The sequence below is a fragment of the Enterobacter soli genome, assembly GCF_964208575.1.
Classification (GTDB): Bacteria; Pseudomonadota; Gammaproteobacteria; order Enterobacterales; family Enterobacteriaceae; genus Enterobacter; species Enterobacter soli_A.
In genome coordinates this window covers 68,690-90,067 of record NZ_CAXOFU010000019.1, presented here as the reverse complement: position 1 = coordinate 90,067, position 21,378 = coordinate 68,690, and the positions used below count along the sequence as shown (strand labels likewise).

General features: G+C 60.5%; 24 protein-coding genes and 1 pseudogene. 16 read left to right on the top strand and 9 right to left on the bottom strand.

Going from position 1 to position 21,378, the window contains the following annotated elements:
• Window positions 1-15: 15 nt before the first annotated feature.
• From ftsX to ftsY, 3 genes are read right to left on the bottom strand one after another with little or no spacing between them, the layout of a single operon-like run.
• Window positions 16-1,071 carry a permease-like cell division protein FtsX gene (gene ftsX, locus AB6V08_RS18060; RefSeq protein WP_368544188.1) on the bottom strand — a complete coding sequence of 352 codons (1,056 nt, stop codon included), beginning with the start codon at window positions 1,069-1,071 and terminating at the stop codon, window positions 16-18.
• Window positions 1,064-1,729: a cell division ATP-binding protein FtsE gene (gene ftsE, locus AB6V08_RS18055; RefSeq protein WP_368544187.1), complete on the bottom strand. Its 666-nt coding sequence runs from the start codon at window positions 1,727-1,729 to the stop codon at window positions 1,064-1,066. The genes ftsX and ftsE overlap by 8 nt, the downstream gene beginning before the upstream one ends.
• Window positions 1,730-1,731: 2 nt before the next feature.
• Window positions 1,732-3,207, bottom strand: coding sequence for a signal recognition particle-docking protein FtsY (ftsY, locus tag AB6V08_RS18050; protein WP_368544185.1), 1,476 nt, complete (start codon window positions 3,205-3,207; stop codon window positions 1,732-1,734).
• A 127-nt stretch (window positions 3,208-3,334) separates the two neighbouring features.
• Here ftsY and rsmD point away from each other — a divergent pair, with 127 nt between their 5' ends.
• Both rsmD and AB6V08_RS18040 read left to right on the top strand, forming a co-directional pair.
• Entirely contained in the window at window positions 3,335-3,934 is a 600-nt protein-coding gene (gene rsmD, locus AB6V08_RS18045) for a 16S rRNA (guanine(966)-N(2))-methyltransferase (protein ID WP_368544184.1), read from the top strand.
• On the top strand, window positions 3,918-4,205 hold the full coding sequence (locus AB6V08_RS18040; protein ID WP_368544183.1) for a DUF1145 family protein: 288 nt from the start codon (window positions 3,918-3,920) through the stop codon (window positions 4,203-4,205). The genes rsmD and AB6V08_RS18040 overlap by 17 nt, the downstream gene beginning before the upstream one ends.
• 96 nt (window positions 4,206-4,301) lie before the next feature.
• On the opposite strand, the gene AB6V08_RS18035 is transcribed toward AB6V08_RS18040, so the two are convergent.
• Entirely contained in the window at window positions 4,302-4,661 is a 360-nt protein-coding gene (locus tag AB6V08_RS18035) for a DUF2500 domain-containing protein (protein WP_368544182.1), read from the bottom strand.
• 129 nt (window positions 4,662-4,790) lie between these two features.
• On the opposite strand from AB6V08_RS18035, the gene AB6V08_RS18030 reads away from it, so the two are divergent.
• Window positions 4,791-5,417: a lysoplasmalogenase gene (locus AB6V08_RS18030; protein WP_368544181.1), complete on the top strand. Its 627-nt coding sequence runs from the start codon at window positions 4,791-4,793 to the stop codon at window positions 5,415-5,417.
• Between the two features lie 76 nt (window positions 5,418-5,493).
• Window positions 5,494-7,680: a Zn(II)/Cd(II)/Pb(II) translocating P-type ATPase ZntA gene (gene zntA, locus AB6V08_RS18025; RefSeq protein ID WP_368544180.1), complete on the top strand. Its 2,187-nt coding sequence runs from the start codon at window positions 5,494-5,496 to the stop codon at window positions 7,678-7,680.
• Between the two features lie 121 nt (window positions 7,681-7,801).
• Here the strand turns inward: zntA and AB6V08_RS18020 are convergent, their stop codons facing one another.
• The 4 genes from AB6V08_RS18020 to tusA form a co-directional block, all read right to left on the bottom strand.
• Window positions 7,802-9,088: a TRAP transporter large permease gene (locus tag AB6V08_RS18020; protein WP_368544179.1), complete on the bottom strand. Its 1,287-nt coding sequence runs from the start codon at window positions 9,086-9,088 to the stop codon at window positions 7,802-7,804.
• 10 nt (window positions 9,089-9,098) lie between these two features.
• Entirely contained in the window at window positions 9,099-9,608 is a 510-nt protein-coding gene (locus tag AB6V08_RS18015) for a TRAP transporter small permease (RefSeq protein WP_368544178.1), read from the bottom strand.
• A gap of 12 nt (window positions 9,609-9,620) precedes the next feature.
• The gene (locus AB6V08_RS18010; RefSeq protein ID WP_368544177.1) at window positions 9,621-10,592 is read right to left on the bottom strand and encodes a TRAP transporter substrate-binding protein; all 972 of its coding nucleotides are present in this window, start codon (window positions 10,590-10,592) and stop codon (window positions 9,621-9,623) included.
• 178 nt (window positions 10,593-10,770) lie between these two features.
• Complete coding sequence (gene tusA / locus AB6V08_RS18005; protein WP_368544176.1) at window positions 10,771-11,013, bottom strand: sulfurtransferase TusA; 243 nt, start codon at window positions 11,011-11,013, stop codon at window positions 10,771-10,773.
• 168 nt (window positions 11,014-11,181) lie between these two features.
• Between tusA and AB6V08_RS18000 the strand changes: the two genes are divergently transcribed.
• Entirely contained in the window at window positions 11,182-11,847 is a 666-nt protein-coding gene (locus AB6V08_RS18000; protein ID WP_368544175.1) for a 7-cyano-7-deazaguanine/7-aminomethyl-7-deazaguanine transporter, read from the top strand.
• Between the two features lie 72 nt (window positions 11,848-11,919).
• The gene (locus AB6V08_RS17995) at window positions 11,920-12,477 is read left to right on the top strand and encodes a DcrB family lipoprotein (protein WP_368544173.1); all 558 of its coding nucleotides are present in this window, start codon (window positions 11,920-11,922) and stop codon (window positions 12,475-12,477) included.
• Between the two features lie 4 nt (window positions 12,478-12,481).
• On the opposite strand, the gene AB6V08_RS17990 is transcribed toward AB6V08_RS17995, so the two are convergent.
• The gene (locus AB6V08_RS17990; protein ID WP_368544172.1) at window positions 12,482-13,699 is read right to left on the bottom strand and encodes an MFS transporter; all 1,218 of its coding nucleotides are present in this window, start codon (window positions 13,697-13,699) and stop codon (window positions 12,482-12,484) included.
• Window positions 13,700-13,841: 142 nt separating this feature from the next.
• On the opposite strand from AB6V08_RS17990, the gene AB6V08_RS17985 reads away from it, so the two are divergent.
• The 10 genes and pseudogenes from AB6V08_RS17985 (at window position 13,842) to AB6V08_RS17940 (ending at window position 21,375) form a co-directional block, all read left to right on the top strand.
• On the top strand, window positions 13,842-14,891 hold the full coding sequence (locus tag AB6V08_RS17985; RefSeq protein ID WP_368544171.1) for an AI-2E family transporter: 1,050 nt from the start codon (window positions 13,842-13,844) through the stop codon (window positions 14,889-14,891).
• Window positions 14,892-14,942: 51 nt separating this feature from the next.
• Window positions 14,943-15,323 (top strand): annotated as a pseudogene (locus AB6V08_RS17980) (methyltransferase); the annotation flags it as partial.
• Window positions 15,324-15,367: 44 nt separating this feature from the next.
• On the top strand, window positions 15,368-16,090 hold the full coding sequence (locus AB6V08_RS17975) for a beta-ketoacyl synthase chain length factor (RefSeq protein ID WP_368544170.1): 723 nt from the start codon (window positions 15,368-15,370) through the stop codon (window positions 16,088-16,090).
• Entirely contained in the window at window positions 16,087-16,902 is an 816-nt protein-coding gene (locus AB6V08_RS17970; protein ID WP_368544200.1) for a lysophospholipid acyltransferase family protein, read from the top strand. The genes AB6V08_RS17975 and AB6V08_RS17970 overlap by 4 nt, the downstream gene beginning before the upstream one ends.
• A complete protein-coding gene (locus tag AB6V08_RS17965; RefSeq protein ID WP_368544198.1) occupies window positions 16,883-17,140 on the top strand; it encodes a phosphopantetheine-binding protein in 258 nt (85 codons plus the stop codon). Before AB6V08_RS17970 ends, AB6V08_RS17965 begins: the two co-directional genes overlap by 20 nt.
• 13 nt (window positions 17,141-17,153) lie before the next feature.
• Complete coding sequence (locus AB6V08_RS17960; RefSeq protein WP_368544169.1) at window positions 17,154-17,408, top strand: acyl carrier protein; 255 nt, start codon at window positions 17,154-17,156, stop codon at window positions 17,406-17,408.
• Between the two features lie 6 nt (window positions 17,409-17,414).
• Window positions 17,415-18,002, top strand: a complete 588-nt coding sequence (locus tag AB6V08_RS17955) for a hypothetical protein (protein ID WP_368544168.1) — start codon at window positions 17,415-17,417, stop codon at window positions 18,000-18,002.
• Window positions 17,995-19,353: an AMP-binding protein gene (locus AB6V08_RS17950; RefSeq protein WP_368544167.1), complete on the top strand. Its 1,359-nt coding sequence runs from the start codon at window positions 17,995-17,997 to the stop codon at window positions 19,351-19,353. The genes AB6V08_RS17955 and AB6V08_RS17950 overlap by 8 nt, the downstream gene beginning before the upstream one ends.
• Window positions 19,340-19,693, top strand: coding sequence for an ApeI family dehydratase (locus AB6V08_RS17945; RefSeq protein WP_368544166.1), 354 nt, complete (start codon window positions 19,340-19,342; stop codon window positions 19,691-19,693). Before AB6V08_RS17950 ends, AB6V08_RS17945 begins: the two co-directional genes overlap by 14 nt.
• Complete coding sequence (locus tag AB6V08_RS17940) at window positions 19,684-21,375, top strand: glycosyltransferase family 2 protein (protein WP_368544165.1); 1,692 nt, start codon at window positions 19,684-19,686, stop codon at window positions 21,373-21,375. Before AB6V08_RS17945 ends, AB6V08_RS17940 begins: the two co-directional genes overlap by 10 nt.
• Window positions 21,376-21,378: the final 3 nt, after the last annotated feature.

The following is a 21,378-nucleotide window of genomic DNA, read 5'->3' as shown; positions in this document are numbered from 1 at the left end:
TATATCACGCTTTTATTATTCGGGAGTAAAGTGACGTAAATGTTGCACCGTCGCCAGCCACGCTGCCACCCACCCGATCATCGAGCAGACCAGCAGCAGCAACAGGCACTCATCGAACCCTAAGCCGCTGATATCAAACTTCGTTCCAAAAACCTGGGCCACGTCGGTGACGGCAGAAGAGAGCCGCAACACCAAAATTTCTGACAGAATCAATGAAAGAAATGCGCCAGAAAAACCCAGTAACGCGCCGCCGTAAAGGAACGGACGCAGGATAAATCCATCCGTTGCGCCAATGAGTTTCTGAACGTTGATGGTGTCCCGGCGGGCAAAAATGCTCAGACGCACGCTGTTGCCGATGACGAGGAAGACCGCCGCTACCATCAGCACGCCAATCATTGCCGATACGCGCCCTACCAGCCCGGTCAGCGCCGCGAGACGCGCAAACCAGCTGTCGTCCATGCGCACTTCATCGATGCCCTTAATGCGGGAAATACGGTCGCGCAGCGTGTTGAGCGCGTCGGTGCCCTGGAAATCAAGCTTCGGATTCACCACCGCCACGGCGGGCAGCGGGTTCTCTTCGAGCATATCCAGCGCACCGCCGAACCCGGACCAGTTGCGGAACTCGCCCAGCGCCTCTTCACGGGAGAGATAGTTGACCTTATCGACCCCCTGCTCGGCCTGAAGCTGCCCCACGACCTGCGCCGCCGCGTCATCGTCGAGCGCTTTATCCAGATACACCGTGATTTGCGGCGAAGGATAATACTGCGACGCCGCCTGGTTCACGTTCTTGTAAACCATGTAGCAGACGCTTGGCAGCGTCAGGGAGATGGCGATCACCATCACCGTCAGGAAGGTGGCCAGCGGTTTGCTTTTCAGATCCTGCAACGCGCCACTAAAGGCGTAGCGCACCTGCTCGTTAAAGACGTTGGTTTTACGCGAATTTGGTTTTGGCGCGGCCTTCGCGCGCTTTGGCGTATTGCGGTTGTCGCCGCCGCCACCCTGCGGTTTACGGAACCGGTCGAAGCGGTTTCCGAACTGCCGGATTTGGTTCATTGCGTCACGCTTATTCACCCTGGCCTCCGTGCAAATGACCGTCGCTCAGCGTCAGCATACGGTACGAACGACGGGAGATAAGCCCGATATCGTGCGTTGCCATTAATACCGTCACCCCTACGCGGTTGAACTCCTCAAACAGACGCAGAATGCCTTCGGACAACGCATCGTCAAGGTTACCGGTCGGTTCGTCCGCCAGCAGAACGGCAGGCTTGTTCACCACCGCGCGGGCGATACCCACGCGCTGCTGCTCACCGCCGGAAAGCTGGATCGGGAAGTTCTTCGCTTTGTCCAGCAGCCCGACCTTATCCAGCGCCGCCGACACGCGACGGCGAATATCATCGTAGCTGGCACCGGCGATAATCAGCGGGATCGCCACGTTATCGAAGACGGTGCGATCCATCAGCAAATGGTGATCCTGGAAAATCATGCCGATCTGGCGACGCAGGAACGGCACCTCGCGGTTTTTCAGGCGGCTGATGTCATGGCCGCTGAAAAAGATTTTCCCGGCGCTTGGCCGTTCGATCCCACAGATAAGCTTGAGCAGGGTACTTTTCCCCGCGCCGGAATGGCCGGTCAGGAATGCCATCTCGCCTGGCTGCAGGTGGAACGTAACCCCTTGCAGCGCTTGTCTCCCACCGAGATAGGCCTTGCTGACGTGTTCAAAGCGAATCATTGTTAATCCTCTCGGGCAAATAGTGCCTCAATAAAGTCGTCCGATTTAAACGGACGTAAATCCTCAATACGCTCGCCCACACCGATGTAGCGGATAGGAATGCCGAACTGATCGGCCACGGAGAAGATCACCCCGCCTTTGGCTGTGCCGTCCAGCTTGGTCAGCGTAATGCCCGTCAGTCCTACCGCTTCATGGAACAGCTTCGCCTGGCTAATGGCGTTCTGCCCGGTGCTGGCGTCGATAGTCAGCATAATTTCATGCGGTGCATCTTCGTCCAGCTTCTTCATCACGCGGACGATTTTTTTCAGTTCTTCCATCAGGTGCGATTTGTTCTGCAAGCGCCCTGCGGTATCGGCAATCAGCACGTCGACGTTACGCGCTTTGGCCGCCTGGATTGCGTCAAAGATAACGGACGCGGAATCCGCGCCGGTATGCTGCGCAATCACCGGAATGTCGTTGCGCTGGCCCCAGACCTGCAGCTGTTCAACCGCTGCCGCACGGAAGGTATCGCCCGCCGCCAGCATCACCGATTTGCCCTGCTGCTCGAACTGACGCGCCAGCTTGCCGATGGTGGTGGTTTTACCCACGCCATTCACGCCAACCATCAGAATAACAAATGGCGTTTTGCCTTCAATATTAAGCGGTTCGTCAACTTTTGCGAGAATTTCGCCCATCTCATCTTTCAGCAGGCCGTACAGCGCTTCGGCGTCGCGAAGCTGTTTTCGGCTGGCGCCTTCGGTCAGGCTGGCGATGATTTTACGGGTCGTCTCTACGCCAACGTCGGCGATCAGCAGCTGCTCTTCCAGCTCTTCAAAGAGATCATCGTCGATCTTTTTGCCGCGGAAAAGACTGATAAATCCGGAACCTAAGTTCTCTTTGGTTTTAAGCAGGCTGCGTTTCAGGCGCGCGAAGAAGCCCTCTTTGGTCGGCTTTTCCTGCTCCTGCGCGATCTCTTCGACCGGCTCGTCTTCTTCTGCCACCGGAACCACGATTTCAGCTTCTTCTGCGGCTTCTGCCGCCAGCGCCTGCGCTTCCAGCTCGTCGTCGGTAAGCACCGGCTCGTGCGCAGCCTCTTCTTCTACCGCTTCAACAATTTCAACGGTTTCCGCTTCGGCCTGCCACTCTTCGGCAGAAACCTCTTCGGCTTTTACCTCTTCCGGCAGCGGCAGCTCTTCGTGCTCGATAACGGCCTGCGGTGTTTCAACAACCTCGGTAACCTCTTCAACCACAACCGGTTCTGGCTTTTCGCTCTCCTGAACCTGCTCGGTTACCTCAACAATCTCTTCAGCAAAGGCTTCGGTCTCTTCTTTGCTGTGCGCGTGTTCTTCCGCCTCTACGAGCGCAGCGGTTTCAACAGGCGTTTCAGGTGGCGTTTGCTCTTCAACGGCTTGTTGTTCTTCGGTTTTCTGTTCTGTTTCTTGCTCTTTTTCACCGAAGCCCAGCCAGGAAAAGAAGCCACGTTTTTTTTGTTTTGCCATCTGCGACTACACTCCTCGCGGCGCTATATACATGGAAGCTAAAAAAATGATGAAATAGTCTAACACTTTACTTAAATGACATCACCGCCCGCAATCGCAGGCCAATTGTTAACAGAGCTTTCCTGAAATGAAGAAAACGAACCGCCAGGCCGGACAAATTCGTATTATCGGCGGCCAGTGGCGAGGCCGGAAATTGCCGGTGCCGGACAGCCCCGGCTTACGCCCAACGACCGACCGCGTAAGAGAAACGCTGTTTAACTGGCTGGCGCCGTCGATGGTGGATGCCCGCTGTCTCGACTGTTTTGCCGGCAGCGGCGCGCTGGGCCTGGAAGCACTGTCCCGCTACGCCGGCAGCGCCACGCTGCTGGAGATGGATCGCAGCGTGTCGCAGCAGCTTCAGCAAAATCTGGCTACCCTGAAAGCGGCTAACGCGAAGGTGGTGAACACCAACTCGCTCGCGTTCCTGGCGCAGCCGGGCACACCGCACGACGTGGTGTTTGTCGACCCGCCGTTTCGCAAGGGGCTGCTTGAGGAGACGCTCGCGCTGCTTGAAAACAACGGCTGGCTGGCGGATGGCGCGCTTATTTATGTAGAAAGCGAAGTCGAAAACGGGTTACCGCCCGTGCCCGTACACTGGGATCTGCACCGTGAGAAGGTGGCCGGTCAGGTCGCCTATCGTCTGTATCACCGACACGCACAAGGAGAATCCGATGCCGGTACTGATTAATCTGGGCCGTTTACTGATGCTGGGCGTTTGGGCGTTTCTTCTCCTGAACCTGGTGCATCCGTTCCCGCGCCCGATGAATATTTTCGTTAACGTGGCGCTGATTTTTACCTCGTTTATGCACGCGCTCCAGATGGTGATGCTGAAAAACGGCCTGCCGAAAGACGGCCCGCAGATGACCGGCTGGCAGCAGCTAAGAGTGTTTATTTTTGGCGTGTTTGAGCTGCTGGTGTGGATGAAGAAGTTTAAGGCGCAGGCGCAGACGAAGAAGTAAGGTGCGGTCTGATGCCCTCACCCTAACCCTCTCCCACAGGGAGAGGGGACGATTACACCCCTCTCCCTGTGGGAGAGGGCCGGGGTGAGGGGAAAATTACCGCTCCGGTTCAAACCCTTCAAACCGCGTCCCTTTGTAGCTCAGCGTTCCCTTTTCCCCCACCGTCAGCTGATGGTACTGCTGCGCCTCCAGGCGAAAGGTCATTTCCAGCCCGCCGCTTTGCGGCTTAAAGCTCGCCTCATAGCGCATGGCCGTTCCGGCAGGCGTCACCTGCTGCTGGCGCGAACGGCGATCGTTGATCGGTTTTTCGCGCTTGTTGCTCACCACCACGCGTTTTTGCAGCAGCGGCGCGGCGTCGTTATCGGCTTTTTCCCGGCGCTGCTGGACAAAGCGAAACGAGGCGGCGATAACAATTATTGCCACCACAATAATGAAAAAAAGCGGCATCTTGCTCATTGGATTATCCCATCAGATTAGGCGGAAATAAGGATACCTTGCCTTATCCGTCATTGCCAAACGCCCGCCCGCGTCACTACACTGAATCAGAAACTGATTATTCAGTCATAACAGATACAGGGAGTTAATATGCTTTGGTCATTTATCGCTGTCTGTTTGTCCGCGTGGCTTTTCGTTGATGCGTCGTATCGCGGGCCCGCGTGGCAGCGCTGGTTGTTTAAACCCGTTACCCTTCTCCTCCTGCTGCTGCTTGCCTGGCAGGCGCCGATGTTTAATGCCATCAGCTATCTGGTGCTCGCGGGGCTGTGCGCGTCGCTGATTGGTGATGCCCTGACTCTGCTTCCGCGCCAGCGATTGCTCTACGCCGTGGGCGCGTTTTTCCTGTCGCACCTGCTGTATACCCTCTATTTTGCCAGCCAGATGACGCTCTCGTTCTTCTGGCCGCTGCCGCTGGCCCTGCTGGTGATTGGCGCGCTGCTGGTGGCGGTGATCTGGACGCGCCTCGAAGAGATGCGCTGGCCCATCTGCACCTTTATCGCCATGACGCTGGTGATGGTGTGGCTGGCGGGTGAGCTGTGGTTCTTCCGTCCGACGTCGACGGCGATGTCCGCCTTCTTTGGCGCCGCGCTGCTGCTTATCGGCAATATTGTCTGGCTGGGCAGCCATTATCGCCGCCGCTTCCGCGCCGATAACGCCATTGCGGCGGCCTGCTACTTTGCCGGACACTTCCTGATCGTGCGTTCACTGTACATCTAAATAAGCCTTGACTCTGGAGTCGACTCCAGAGTGTATGCTGCGGCTAATGAGAAAATTATCATTACCGGAGAATGCCATGTCGACGCCAGAGAACACCAAAAAAGTGCCGCAGTTTGCGGCACTTAAGCTCAATCCTCTGCCCGCGAAAGACGACTGCTGCTGCGAAGGCACCTGCGAATCCCCTGCTGCCCCAACGCTGCCCGATAGCGGCAACCGCTACACATGGGTGGTGAACGGGATGGACTGCGCCGCCTGCGCGCGTAAAGTTGAAAATGCCGTCAGGCAGGTGAGCGGCGTCGGGCAGGTTCAGGTGGTCTTCGCCACCGAAAAGCTGCTGGTCAGCGCCGCCACCGATATCAGCGCCCAGGTTGAGGCCGCGGTCATCAGCGCCGGATACTCCCTGCGCAGCGAATCCGCCCCCGCGGAGAAAAGCAGCCCGCTGCGGGAAAATCTTCCCTTAATCGCCCTCATCGTGATGATGGCAATCAGCTGGACGCTGGAGCAGTTTAACCATCCTTTCGGCAATCTGGCCTTTATCGCCACCACCCTGGTCGGGCTGTACCCGATTGCGCGCCAGGCGCTGCGCCTGATGAAAAGCGGAAGCTGGTTTGCCATTGAAACCCTGATGAGCGTGGCCGCCGTCGGCGCGCTGTTTATCGGCGCCACCGCCGAGGCGGCGATGGTGCTGCTGCTGTTCTTAATCGGCGAACGTCTTGAAGGCTGGGCCGCGAGCCGGGCGCGCAAGGGCGTGAGCGCGCTGATGGCGCTGAAGCCCGAAACCGCCACCCTGCTGATTAACGGCGAGCGTAAAACCGTCGCCATCAGCACCCTGCGCCCCGGCGACGTGATTGAAGTTTCCGCGGGCGGGCGTCTGCCTGCCGACGGCGCGCTGCTCACCGCCACCGCAAGTTTTGATGAAAGCGCCCTGACCGGGGAGTCGATTCCGGTTGAACGCGCGGCGGGGGAAAAGGTGCCTGCGGGGGCGACCAGCGTTGACCGCCTGGTGCAGCTGACGGTGCTTTCCGGGCCGGGCGATAGCGCCATCGACCGCATTCTGAAGCTGATTGAAGAAGCCGAGGAGCGCCGCGCGCACGTCGAGCGATTTATCGACCGCTTCAGCCGGATTTACACCCCTGCCATCATGCTGGTGGCGCTGCTGGTGACCCTCGTGCCGCCGCTGCTATTTGGCGCGCCGTGGGAAGGCTGGATCTACAAAGGCCTGACGCTGCTGCTGATTGGCTGTCCGTGTGCGCTGGTGATCTCCACCCCTGCGGCCATTACCTCGGGTCTTGCCGCCGCCGCACGGCGCGGAGCGCTGATTAAAGGCGGCGCCGCGCTGGAGCAGCTGAGCCAGGTCCAGCATATCGCCTTCGACAAAACCGGCACGCTGACCGTGGGTAAACCGCAGATGACCGGCATTTATCCGCAGGATATCAGCGAAGATGCGCTGCTGGCGCTGGCCGCCGCGGTGGAGCAAGGCTCGACGCACCCGCTGGCGCAGGCCATTGTGCGTGAGGCGCAGGCGCGGGATCTCACTATTCCGGCCGCCGCCGCCCAGCGCGCGCTGGTAGGTTCGGGCATTGAAGCCAGCGTCGACGGCAAAAAGGTGCTGATTAGCGCCGCCGATAAAGTCCCGGCAGCCGGGTTTAGCCAGCGCGTTCAGGCGCTGGAGAAGGCCGGGCAAACGGTGATTATCGTGGTGCAGGACGGCACGCCGCTGGGGGTGCTGGCGCTGCGCGACACCCTGCGTGACGATGCTAAACAAGCGATGGCAGACCTGCACAGCATTGGCGTTCAGGGGGTGATCCTGACCGGGGATAACCCGCGCGCGGCGGCGGCGATTGCCGCGGAGCTGGGCATGGAGTTTCAGGCCGGACTGCTGCCCGCCGATAAGGTGAAGGCGGTGACCGCGCTCAACGATAGCGCGCCGCTGGCGATGGTGGGCGACGGCATCAACGATGCCCCGGCGATGAAGGCCTCCACGATCGGGATTGCGATGGGCAGCGGCACGGACGTGGCGCTGGAAACCGCCGACGCGGCGCTGACGCACAACCGCCTGACCGGGCTGGCGCAGATGATTAGCCTGGCGCGCGCCACCCGCGCCAACATTCGTCAGAACATCGGGATCGCGCTGGGGCTGAAGGGGATTTTCCTGGTCACCACCCTGCTCGGCATCACCGGCCTGTGGCTGGCGGTGCTGGCGGATACCGGGGCGACGGTGCTGGTAACGGCGAACGCGCTGCGGCTGTTGCGTCGCAAATAAAATCGTTATCGAACCGTAGGCCGGGTAAGGCGCAGCCGCCACCCGGCAACAGGTTCGGTCGGGGTGCGGCCGGATGCCCTCACCCCAGCCCTCTCCCACGGGGAGAGGGAGAAGAGCGGCGTCACTGCATTCCTAACATCCTCGGCAACCATAATGATATCGCCGGGATATACGTCACCATTCCCAGCACCACCAGCAGCATCCCGTAGAACGGCAGCATTGCGCGCACCACCGTTTCGATCCGCTGCTTGCTCACCGCGCTCGCCACGAACAGCACCGATCCCACCGGCGGCGTGATAAGCCCGATCCCCAGGTTCACCATCATGATCATCCCGAAGTGCACCGGGTCGATCCCCAGCGAGTTGGTCACCGGCAGCAGCACCGGGGTCAGGATCAGGATGATCGGCGCCATGTCCATTAACGTGCCGATCAGCAGCAGCATGATGTTGAGATACATCAGGATCACGTACTTGTTATCCGACAGCGAGGTGAAGAACTCGGTGATGCGCGTCGGCAGCTGCATGTAGGTCATCACCGCGCCAAACGCCGCCGCAAAGCCAATCAGGATCATCACGATGGTGACCGTTTTGACCGTCCGGCACATCAGCTTCGGCAGCTCGCTCCACCTGTAGTCGCGGTAGATAAACATGGTGACGAAAAACGCCCACAGGCAGGCCACCGCCGCGGATTCCGTTGCGGTGAAGATGCCCGACAAAATCCCGCCGAGGATGATCACCACCGTCATCAGCCCCCACAGGGCGTCGAGCAGTATCTTCAGCGCCTGCTTAAACGGAATTTTTTCGCCCTTCGGGTAGCCGCGCTTGTGGGCAAAGCCCAGGCACAGGATCATCAGACACAGCCCCAGCAGCAGCCCCGGCAGCACGCCCGCGATAAACAGCGTGGCGATGGACACCGTCCCGCCCGCCGCCAGGGAGTAGATCACCGAGTTGTGGCTCGGCGGGATCAAAATCGCCTGCACCGATCCGCTGGCGGTCACCGCCGCCGCGTACTCGCGCGGGTAGCCCTTCTTCTCCATCTCCGGGATCATCACGCTGCCGATGGACGCCGTATCTGCCACCGACGAGCCGGAAATCGCGCCGAAGAAGGTGGAGGCCACGATATTCACCAGCGATAAGCCGCCGCGAATAAAGCCGACGAACACGTAGGCGAAATTAACCAGCCGTCGGGCAATGCCGCCCTCCGCCATGATCGCCCCGGCGAGGATGAAGAACGGGATCGCCAGCAGGGTGAATTTGTTTACCCCGCTGGTGATCTGGATCATCAGCGCCTCCAGCGGCAGGTCAATCCACAGCGCCCCCGCCACGGCGCTCAATCCGACGGCAAAGGCCACCGGCATCCCCAGCGCCAGCAGAATGGCGAGGGTGAATAACAAAACAAAAGCATCCATCGTTCACCCCTTAACTGTGGTTGCCGATCAGCACGACAGGACGATTTTCCTGCGAGCCAAACAGCAGACGTTCAATCACGAACAGGATCAGGATCGCCGACCCGACCGGCAGCGGCAGATAGCTCTCGCCCGAGGTCAGGATCGGGAATTCCGCCACCGGCTGCTCCCAGAGATCGACGCACAGCCAGAAGCTGTACCAGCACATCAGCCCGGCGATCAGCAGCATCAGCAGATCCACCACCCGGGCGCACAGGTTTTTCAGCACCTCGGGCAGGCGGTCGGTCAGCATGTTGACCGCGATATGCGACCCGGCGCGATAGCCCACCGCCGCGCCAATAAAGGTAAAGGTCACCATGCAGATAATGGCGATGGGCTCCGGCCAGGACTCGCCGCGGTTGAGCACGTAGCGCGAGAAGATGCCAATCGGGATCACAATCGTCATCACCAGCAGCGAGATGCCCGCCACGGTCATGGCGAGCAGGTACAGCCGGTCCATCCACTTCAGGTAGAGTTCGGACATACGCGCTCCGGGTTACTGGACGTCAGCGATGGCTTTCATCAGATCCTGATGCTTGTCGCCATACTGCGCGCGCACCGGCTCTGTGGCTTTGATGAACACCGTTTTGTCGATGTCGTGGAACTGCACCCCGCCCGCCTTCATTTTCTCCAGCGCCTGGGCGTTGTAGTCATTCCACAGCTTGCGCTGTTCAAACTGCGCCTCACGGGCCAGGGTCAGGACTTTTTGCTGCTCGTCGGGGCTGAGTTTGTCCCACTTCACTTTGGAGTAGAGCAGCATTTCAGGGGTGATAAAGTGGCCGCTTAGGGTGTAATTTTTGGCGACCGGCATGTAGTTGTGGGCGATAAAGGTTGGCGGGTTGTTCTCTGCGCCGTCAATCACGCCGGTCTGCATTCCGCTATAGACCTCGCTGACCCCCATCGCCACCGAGTTGGCTCCCATGTCCTTCAGCGTGGCGAGCGCCACCGGGCTGCCCTGCACGCGGATTTTCTTCCCTTTCAGATCTTCCGGCTTAACAATCGGCTCTTTGGTGATCAGGTTGCGAGTGCCGGAGTCCATCCAGCCGAGGAACACCAGCTTCGATTTCGGGTTGGCGGTCAGCTTGTCGCCGATCTGCTTGCCGATATCGCCGTCGATCACCTTGTGCATATGGTCTTCATCGCGGAACACGTAGGGCAGCGTAAAGACTTCGATATCCGGCAGGATGGCGGCTACGGGCGCCATGGATACGCGGATCATGTCGATCGCGCCCATTTGCGCCTGCTCGATCATCTGCTTTTCATCCCCGAGCACGCCGCCGGGAAAGACCTTGATCTCCAGCTTGCCGTCAGTTTGTTGTTTGAGCTTTTCGCCCATGTGCTGCACCGCCACCACGTTCGGGTAGCCTTCAGGGTGAACGTCGGCGGCTTTAATCGTTTGGGCGGAAACGGAGCAGGCAAAAGCAGACAGACTCAGAGCGGCCAGTAACGGCTTGAGGGTCGTTTTCATCGAGTCAACTCCAGGGTAGTGAGGTAAGCGTTAAAACGGTGTTTTATTTTTATACGCTTAAAAATTAGACTACGGCTGGAAAAGCGGAGGTGAAGCGCCTCACAAAAAGCGCCAAATATTGAAACGATGGTTTAGAAAGATGTTCTCCCTCTCCCCGTGGGAGAGGGTCGGGACGCACTCAACCCTTACGAATTAAATAGCGATACGGCAGCGCGTCGGTCGCTTGCGCCACCAGCTCGTGTTCCATAAAGGTACAAAAGCCGGGGATGTCGCGGGTGGTGGCCGGATCGTCGGCAACGATCAGCAGCGTTTCGCCGGTCTGCATGTTACGCACGGTTTTGCGCACCATCATCACCGGCTCCGGGCAGCGAAGGCCCTGAGCATCAAGGGTGTGGTCTGGGGTGGAAAACAGGTCGGTCATTTTCTTCTCGTTCATTTTAAAAACGGCTGTAGTTTACGCCCGGTTGCCGCCAATGCAAACCAGGTTAACGATTGCGCGAAAATTAGCCATTGCAAAGCGTAATGAAAGCAGTATGATGCAGCCGTTTTTATTGGGTTCCCTCACCCCAACTTATAAAAAGGTCACAATATGACGCAGTTTTCTCAATCGCAGCGCGTAAAAGCGTTGTTCTGGCTATCGCTTTTTCATCTGCTGGTGATCACCTCCAGCAACTATCTGGTGCAGCTCCCGATCTCCATTTTGGGTTTCCATACCACCTGGGGCGCGTTCAGTTTTCCGTTTATCTTCCTTGCCACCGATTTGACCGTGCGCATTTTTGGCGCACCGCTTGCCCGCCGCATTATCTTTGCGGTCATGCTTCCGGCGCTGTTCATTTCGTACGTCATCTCTTCCCTGTTCTACATGGGAAGCTGGCAGGGCTTTGAGGCGCTGACCCACTTCAACCTGTTCGTCGCCCGTATCGCCGCCGCGAGCTTTATGGCTTACGCCCTGGGGCAGATCCTCGACATCCACGTGTTCAACCGCCTGCGTCAGAACCACCGCTGGTGGATGGCGCCGACCGCCTCCACGCTGTTCGGTAACGTCAGCGACACCCTGGCCTTCTTCTTTATCGCCTTCTGGCGCAGCCCGGATGCCTTTATGGCGGAACACTGGATGGAAATCGCGCTGGTGGACTACTGCTTCAAGGTGCTTATCAGCATCGTGTTCTTCCTGCCGATGTACGGCGTACTGCTCAATATGCTGCTGAAAAGGCTGGCAGATAAATCTGAAATCACCGCATTGCAGGCTGGTTAAAGGTTCGCTTTATCAGTTGTGATAAGATGCTCGGATGAGCCGTTATGGCCGTTTATCGAAAGGAAGAAGTCAATGCGCAATCTGGTTAAATATGTCGGGATTGGCCTGCTGGTTGTAGGTCTTGCCGCCTGTGATAACAGCGACACGAAAGCACCTGCTCAGGGCGCGTCAGCAGAGAGCAATGCGACCGGTCAGCCGGTGAACCTGCTGGACGGCAAGCTGAGTTTCTCTCTGCCGGCGGATATGACCGATCAGAGCGGTAAGCTGGGGACGCAGGCCAACAATATGCACGTGTACTCCGACGCAACCGGGCAGAAAGCGGTGATTGTGATTGTGGGCGACGACACCAGCGAAGATCTGGCCGTGCTGTCCAAACGTCTGGAAGATCAGCAGCGCAGCCGCGACCCGCAGCTGCAGGTGGTGACCAACAAATCCATCGAGCTGAAAGGCCATACCATGCAGCAACTCGACAGCATCATCTCCGCGAAAGGCCAGACGGCTTACTCTTCCGTGGTGCTGGGCAAGGTTGACAACAAGCTGTTGACCCTGCAAATCACCCTGCCAGCGGACGACCAGCAGAAAGCGCAGACCGCCGCTGAAAACATCATTAATACCATCGTGATCCAGTAACCCATTACGATGATGACGTGGCCTCCGGTGCCTGCACCGGGGGCCATTTTTTTAGCCGCCACGTCAGCAGCAGCGCCACTGCCACCAGCCCCGCCGCCGCCAGATAGATAACCGGTACGCCCGCCCACGCCATGACCAGCCCCGCCAGCGGCCCGGTGATGCCCAAAGACATATCCATAAACACCGTATAGGTTGCCAGCGCGGAGCCCTGGTTTTGCTGCGGCACGGCCTTCACCGCCACCACGCCCAGCGCCGGGAAGACCAGCGAGAAGCCCGCCCCCGCGAGAAATACGCCTATTTTTGCCATCCACGGCGCGGTGGCGATCCCGGTCAGCAGCAGCCCGACAATCTCAATGCTAAAGCAGATCATCGCCACGTTCAGCCCGCCCAGGCGGTTGATGCCGTTCGGGAACATCAGGCGCGCGCCAACGAACGCGCAGCTAAACAGAGTCAGGGCGAAGGCCGCGCCGTCCCAGCCTTTGGCGTCATAAAACAGCGTGATGAAGGTCGCGATGACCCCGAACCCCGCCGACGCAAGCGCCAGCGCCATGCCGTAGGGCCACACGCGCCCCAGCACGGCGCGAAACGGCAGCGGTTTGCCTTTGCTCGCCTTCACCTTCGGGCGCGGCAGCGCCAGTAAAATCGCCAGCAGCGCCACCGCCATAATGGTGCCCGCCAGCCCGTACAATCCGCCGTAGGCGTAACACACCACCCCAAGCGGGGCGCCCACCGCCATTGCGCCGTAGGTGACGATGCCGTTCCACGAAATCACGCGCCCGATGTGAGGCGCGCCGACAACGCCCACGCCCCACAGGGTGGAACCGGTGCCCGCCAGGCTCTGGCCGATGCCGAGGATCACCCTTCCCAGGCACAGCAGCGCGAGGCTCAACAGCGGCCACTGGCTGGTGGAGGCGGCCAGGAAATAGCTCAGACCGCTGAGGAAACAGCCGCACAGCCCAACCACTACGATGCTTTTCGGCCCAAAGAGATCGGCGTAGCGCCCCGAGTGCGGGCGGCTCATCAGGGTGGCGAAATATTGCAGGCTAATGACCAGCCCCGCCCAGAAGGCGCTAAAGCCCATGACGTCATGGACATAGCCCGGCAGCACCGCCAGCGGCAGGCCAATGGTGAGGTAGCTGGCAAAGTTAAAAATGACGACGGAGACAATGCGCAGATTAAGACGTAATCCGCTGAGTGCCGGTTCGGCGGCCGGTTCGGGCATGGGTTTTACCTGGATTTTTGCAACAGTGTTTCACTATTACCACGATGCGCGAATAAAATCAGCAGCGACTTTCAGAGTAACTCACCAGGCGCAGCGGGTGCGCCGCACTACACTTAACAAGCCCCCGGAAAAAGGAATTCGTATGACATCCAGCCAGCCCGATAAAGCAGGACTCCACATTTTATTAAAACTCGCCTGCCTGGTGGTTATCCTCGCAGGTATCCACGCCGCCGCCGACATTATTGTTCAGCTTCTACTGGCGCTCTTTTTCGCCATCGTGCTCAACCCGCTGGTGACCTGGTTTTTACGCCGGGGCATCAGCCGCCCGGTCGCCATCACCATCGTGGTCATCGTGATGTTAATTGTGCTCACCGCCCTGTTCGGCGTGCTGGCGGCATCGCTGAGCGAGTTCTCCACGATGCTCCCGCAGTACAACAAAGAGCTGACGCGTAAAATCGTCGATCTGCAGCGAATGATGCCGTTCATCAACCTGCATATCTCGCCGGAGCGGATGTTGCGCCGCATGGACTCCGAGAAAGTGATGACCTACGCAACCACGCTGATGACCGGGCTTTCCGGGGCGATGGCGAGCATTCTGCTGCTGGTGATGACGGTGGTGTTTATGCTTTTCGAGGTGCGCCACGTCCCCTACAAGCTGCGTTTCGCGCTGAACAATCCGCAGATCCACATCGCCGGGCTGCACCGCGCGCTGAAGGGCGTGTCCAAATATCTGGCGCTGAAAACGCTGCTAAGCCTGTGGACCGGGGTCATCGTCTGGCTGGGGCTGGTGCTGATGGACGTGCAGTTTGCCCTGATGTGGGGCGTGCTGGCGTTTCTGCTCAACTACGTGCCGAATATTGGCGCGGTGCTCTCCGCCGTGCCGCCGATGATCCAGGCGTTCCTGTTTAACGGCTTCTACGAATGTATGCTGGTGGGGGCGCTGTTCCTGGTCGTGCATATGGTGCTGGGGAATATTCTCGAGCCGCGCATGATGGGCCACCGCCTGGGCATGTCGACGCTGGTGGTGTTCCTGTCCCTGCTTGTCTGGGGATGGCTGCTGGGGCCGGTCGGGATGCTGCTGTCGGTGCCGCTCACCAGCGTCTGTAAAATCTGGATGGAAACCACCAAAGGCGGCAGCAAGCTGGCCATTCTGCTGGGGCCTGGGCGACCAAAAAGTCGGCTTCCCGGGTAACGACTGGTCGAATATCAATGGGATAGCTTTTGACTTAAAACACATAACAGCGCCGCGCCGCCACATATATTCGCTACCGGGCCGACAAAATTGTACGATGTCGGCGGCAATGCGGGGAATGGGCGCGACGCTGCCGTCGCCATGACGAAAATGTCGCCATCACCCTCCTTGATTTACCAGAACAAATTGCGCTTGCGACGGAAAATATCGCAAATGAAGGTTTTTCTCATCGCATTGGGTTCTATCCTGTCGATATGCTTAGCACCGCGGCGCTGTCAGGTGGCGCCGATCTCCGGGGGTTGAGCCAGTTCCTGGACTGTTTTTCTCCGGGGCAGACGTCGCCACCCTGGCCCGCGTTACGCAGGTCATGAAGCCTGGCGCACGGCTGTGCATCATGGAGTTTTCTGGGATGCCCAGAAATTCGAAGCGGCGGGTTCGCTCGCCGCGGGTTACGAGTTTATCGCGAACGCGCGCAGATGAAATTTACACTAAACATTCTCGACTGGCAGGCCAGAGCGCCTGGACTTAGCGATGCCGAAGCGTGGCAGGCATGGTCACGCCAGTCTTTGAGCATCGACCCTGCCGCGCCGCTGGCAACGCTGTCCGAGCTGCCGATGATGACCGCCCGCCGCCTTAACTCAGGCAGCAAGCTGGCGGTGGATCTCGGGCTGTCGATGCTGCGCAAGCACCGCATTGATGCGGTGGTCTACTGCAGCCGCCACGGCGAGCTGGAGCGCAACTACCGCATTTTGCAGGCGCTGGCGACGGAACAGGCCGTCTCCCCGACTGACTTCGCCATGTCCGTGCATAACTCTGCCGTGGGCAATCTCACCATCACCGCGCGACAGCCGATTGTCTCTTCGTCGGTGTCCGCCGGGCTGGACACCTTCCAGCAGGGTTTATGCGAAGCGCTGAGCCTGCTCCATGCGGGTTACAGCCGCATTTTGCTGGTCGATTTTGACGGCGCGCTGCCCGAGTTTTACCACCCGGCCCTGCCGCCGCAGATGCCCGTCTGGCCGTTCGCCCTGGCGCTGGTTATCGAAGCCGGTGACGCCCTGACCTGCGAAACCCGCAGCGGCAGCGACGGCAGCGAGCCACCGCTCCCGCAAAGCCTGATGTTCCTGCAACGCTATCTGCGCGACGAACCGCAGTTTACGATCGCGGGCGAGCGGTTGTTATGGCAGTGGACGCGCCGATGAGCCGCATTGCTTCCCGCCTCGGCTGGCTCTGGCGCCTGATCGCGACCGGATTCTGCTTTGCGCTGTTTGGCGCAGGCGGCCTGCTGCTCTCGCTGGTGTGGTTTAACCTGCTGCTGATTTTCCAGCGCGACCGCGCCAAACGCCGCAGCCTGTCGCGCCGCAGCATTTCCGCCAGCTTTCGCCTCTTTTTAAACGTGGCGCGGTTCACCGGCGTGCTGGACTACCGCTTCAACAATCTGGAGGCGCTGCGTGCGGATAAAGGCTGTCTGGTGGTGGCGAACCATCCCACGCTGATCGATTACGTGCTGCTGGCCTCGGTGATGCCCGAAACCGACTGCCTGGTGAAAAGCGCCCTGCTGCGTAACCCGTTCGTCAGCGGCGCGATCCGCGCGGCGGATTACCTGATTAACAGCGAAGCCGAGGCGCTGCTTGGCGCCAGCCAGCAGCGTCTGGCGCAGGGCGATACCCTGCTGATTTTTCCGGAAGGCACCCGCACGCGCGCCGGAGAGCCCCTCTCTCTTCAGCGCGGGGCGGCGAACATCGCCGTGCGCTGCCAGCGCGATCTGCGCGTGGTGCTTATCCACTGCAGCGAACATTTGCTGGATAAAAATAGCCGCTGGTACGACGTACCTGCGCACAAACCCGTTTTTACCGTGGACGTTCGCGAGCGCGTCAACATCCACGATTTTTACGATGCGAGCCAACAAGAACCGGCGCTGGCAGCGCGGCAGCTTAACCGGCATTTGCAGCATCGATTAACAGCAGGCCTTCAATCTTTGTCAGGAATTAATGATGCAAGCGCTTTATCTTGAAATTAAGAATCTCATCATCTCCACGCTGAATCTGGACGAACTCACGCCAGAGGATATCGATACCGATGCGGCCCTGTTTGGCGACGGGCTGGGTCTGGACTCTATCGATGCTCTGGAGCTGGGTCTGGCCGTCAAGAACCAGTACGGCGTCGTGCTGTCGGCCGAAAGTGAAGAGATGCGTCAGCACTTCTTTTCCGTCGCCACCCTGGCCTCATTTATCCACGCCCAACGCGCCTGAGAACCGATCCGCTATGAACGAAAAAGACACTCTTTATCAGGAAGTCTCCGGGCTTCTTATCACGCTGTTTGAACTCAACCCGGCGGACATTACCCCCGAGGCGCGGCTCTACGAAGATCTGGAGCTGGACAGCATTGACGCCGTCGACATGGTTGTTCACCTGCAAAAGAAAACGGGGAAAAGAATCAAGCCGGAAACGTTCAAAGCGGTACGCACCGTTCAGGACGTGGTGGACGCCGTAGAACAGCTTCTGCAAAACGACGAGTAACGCGCCGTGCGCGGTGGACGCTCTGTTCCGGTTATCCCCCTGCTGACGGGGCTGATGCTGCTGGCCTGGCCGTTCCTGATTGGGTATGGCCTGGCGCACAACAGCCTGCACTGGCTGCTGCCGCTGATGGCGCTGGTTTTGCTCCTGCGCCTGCGGCAGACGCGGCGTCACGCCGGGCCGATGCGCTACGTCGTCCAGAGCGTTGCCGTGGCGGGCGTGGCGCTTTGCGCGGCGAGCTACGTGCTCAACGCCCACCGGTGGCTGCTGCTCTACCCGGTGGTCGTCAATCTGGTGATGCTGACCGTGTTTGCGGGCTCGCTGTGGACCGCGATGCCGCTGGTTGAACGGCTGGCGCGCCTGCGCGAGCCGGAACTCTCGCCTGCCGGGGTGGCTTACACCCGCCGGGTGACTAAAGTGTGGTGCGTCTTTTTCATCGGCAACGGGGCCATCGCGCTGTTTACCGTGCTGCACGGGGACGTGCGGCTGTGGACGTTATGGAACGGCATGGTCTCCTACATCCTGATGGGCACGCTGATGGCCGCGGAGTGGCTGGTGCGTCAACGGACGATCAAAAAAGAGAAGCGCAATGCATAGTCCCCTTCCCCTGACCCAGTGGCTAAACGCGCCGCGCCCTGACGATACGCCCGTCGCCTGGCTTGACGACCGCACCTGGACGCTCGGCGAGCTGCGCCACGACGTGACGCGGCTGGTCAACACGCTGCGCCAGCAGGAGGGCGAGCGCTGGGCGCTGTGCTTCGAAAACAGCTATCTGTTTATTGTCGCCCTGCTGGCCACGCTCCACGCGGGTAAAACGCCGGTGATCCCCGGCCACAGCCGGGTGTCGCTGCTGGAGGAGCAGCAAACGCTGTTCAGCGGCGTGCTGAGCGACAGGGCGCTCCGGCTTAAGGGCAGGGTGATGGTGGTCGACTCCGCGCACCGCACCGGCCCGTTCTCGCCGCTGCCCGACGTTGACGGGTCGCGCTACGTTGAGCTGTTTACGTCCGGCTCCACGGGCGCGCCGCGCCGGGTGGTGAAGCCCATCGCCAGCCTGGAGCGCGAAGCCGGCCTGCTGCATGAACGTTTCGGCGATCGCCTGAGCGGCTGTACGGTGGTGGCTTCGGTGGTGCCGCACCACCTGTACGGCCTGACGTTTCGCATTTTTTTACCGATGTCGCTCGGCCTGCCGCTGCACGCCGCCATGCTCAGCTACGCGGAACAGCTTGCCGCGCTGGCGCACGACCGACGCTACCTGTTCATCAGCAGCCCGGCGTTTTTAAAACGGCTGGATACCGAACTCGCGCCGCCCGACGTCGCGCTGCTGGTTTCCGCGGGCGGCGTGCTGCCGTGGGAGGATGCGATTGCCGCGCGCGGCTGGCTCGGCGTCTGGCCCGATGAAATCTATGGCAGCACGGAAACCGGGATCATGGCCTGGCGCCATCGTCACGACGATGCCCTGCCGTGGCGGCCGTTCCCCGGCGTGGCGTTTCGCGCCGAAGAGGACGCCCTGTGGGCAACCTCGCCGCTCATTCCCGACGCGGACGGTCTGCCGCTGGACGACCTGCTGGTCTTCGACCCGGACGGCGGCTTTCACATTGCCGGGCGTCGCGGTCGGGTGGTTAAAATTGAAGAAAAACGCGTCTCGCTGACCGAAATCGAGCGCCGCCTGCTGGAGCTGGACGGCGTGTGTGACGCCGTGGCCCTGCCGATGTCGCGCGGCGGTCGTCAGGGGATCGGCGCGCTGCTGGTGCTCAGCGAAGATGCCCGCAGGCGCTGGCAGCAGCAGGGAAAAAAGGCGCAGGAGTTTGCCTGGCGTCGCGCCCTGCTGCCGTGGCTGGAGCCGGTCGCCGTGCCGCGCTACTGGCGCATCGTCGATGAGATCCCGGTGAACAGTATGAACAAGCGTGTCTATGCGCAGTTACAGGAGTTGTTTCATGAAAATTCATGAAATCGAGCGCCATCAGGCACGGCCAGAAAGCCTCGAGGTGGTGCTTTACCTCGACCCGTCCCTGTTCTGGTTTCAGGGGCATTTCGCCGTGCAGCCCCTGCTGCCGGGAGTCGCCCAGCTTGAGTGGGTGATGCACTACGCTACCGCGCTGCTGGCGCCGGGCTTTCGCTTTCACAGCGTGCAGAACGTGAAGTTTCAGGCGCCGCTGCTGCCCGAAAGCACGGTCACGCTGAGCCTGATGTGGAACGCCGAGCGCAGCGTGCTGACCTTCAGCTTCCTGCGCCATGCGGGGGAAGAACGCCACACGGCCAGCAGCGGGAAAATCCGGCTATGTCAGTGACGTTCCGCCCCTGCGTGCTGATCCCGTGCTACAACCACGGCCCGATGATGGCAAAGGTGCTGTCGCGCCTGGCGCCGTTCGCCCTGCCCTGTCTGGTGGTTGATGACGGCAGCGAAGCGGCCACGCGGCTGGAGCTTGAACGCCTGGCGGCAGAGCATCCGCAGGTTACGCTGGTGCGCCTGGCGCACAACGCCGGGAAAGGCGCGGCGGTGATCCGCGGTCTGGAAGCGTGCGCCCGCGCGGGCTTCACCCACGCCGTGCAGGTGGACGCCGACGGTCAGCACGCCATTGAGGATATCCCGAAGCTGCTGGCGCTGGCCGAACGCCACCCGGAGGCGCTTATTTCCGGCCAGCCCATCTATGACGACTCCATTCCCCGCGCGCGCCTGTACGGGCGCTGGATCACCCACGTCTGGGTGTGGATTGAAACCCTGTCCCTCCAGCTCAAAGACAGCATGTGTGGCTTTCGCGTCTATCCGGTGGCGCCCACGCTGCACCTGGCGGCACGCGCCCCGCTCGGCAAGCGGATGGACTTCGACACCGAGGTGATGGTGCGCCTCTACTGGCAGGGCAATACCAGCTATTTCCTGCCGACCCGCGTCACCTACCCGCCGGACGGTATATCCCATTTTGATGCGCTGAAGGACAACGTGCGGATCTCGCTGATGCACACCCGCCTGTTCTTCGGCATGCTGCCGCGCATTCCGGCCCTGCTTTTCCGCCGCCGCACCCGGCACTGGGCGCAGCAGGAGGAGGTAAAGGGACTGTGGGGAATGCGCCTGATGCTGCGCGTCTGGCAGCTTCTCGGGCGCAAGGCCTTTAGCGCGCTGCTGTGGCCGGTGATTGGCGTTTACTGGCTGACGGCCCGCCCGGCGCGGCAGGCCTCGCAGCGGTGGATCGCCCGCGTTAAGCAGCAGCTTGCGCAAAAACAGATGCCCGAGCCGCCGCGGCTGAACAGCTTTTTCCACTTTATGCGCTTCGGCAACGCCATGCTCGACAAGGTCGCCGGCTGGCGCGGGGAGTTTAAGCTCAACCGCGACGTGGTGTTTGCCCCCGGCGCGCGCGAGGCGTTAGACGTCGATGCCCCTCGGGGCAAGCTGCTGCTGGCCTCGCACCTGGGCGACGTGGAGGCCTGCCGGGCGCTGGCGCAGCAGGACGGCAGCAAAGTGATTACCGCCCTGGTGTTTACCGACAACGCCCGGCGCTTCAAGCAGATCATGCAGGAGATGGCGCCGCAGGCGGGCGTGAACCTGATGCCCGTCACCGATATCGGCCCGGAAACCGCCATCGTCATTCAGCAAAAGCTGGAGCGCGGCGAGTGGGTGGCGATCGTCGGCGATCGCATCGCCGTGACCCCGCAGCGCGGCGGCGACTGGCGGGTTATCTGGAGCGAATTTATGGGCCAGCCCGCGCCGTTCCCGCAGGGGCCGTTTATCCTTGCGTCGATTCTGCGCTGCCCGGTGGTGCTGATTTACGCCCTGCGCCAGCGGCAGGCGCTCACAATTTACTGCGAGCCGTTTGCCGACCCGCTGGAACTTCCGCGCGGCGACCGCCAGCGGGCGCTCCAGCAGGCGGTCGATCGCTACGCCGAGCGGCTTGAGCATTACGCGCTCATGTCGCCGCTCGACTGGTTTAATTTTTTCGATTTCTGGCAGCTGCCGGACGCCAAAGAGAAGGAGTAAAGG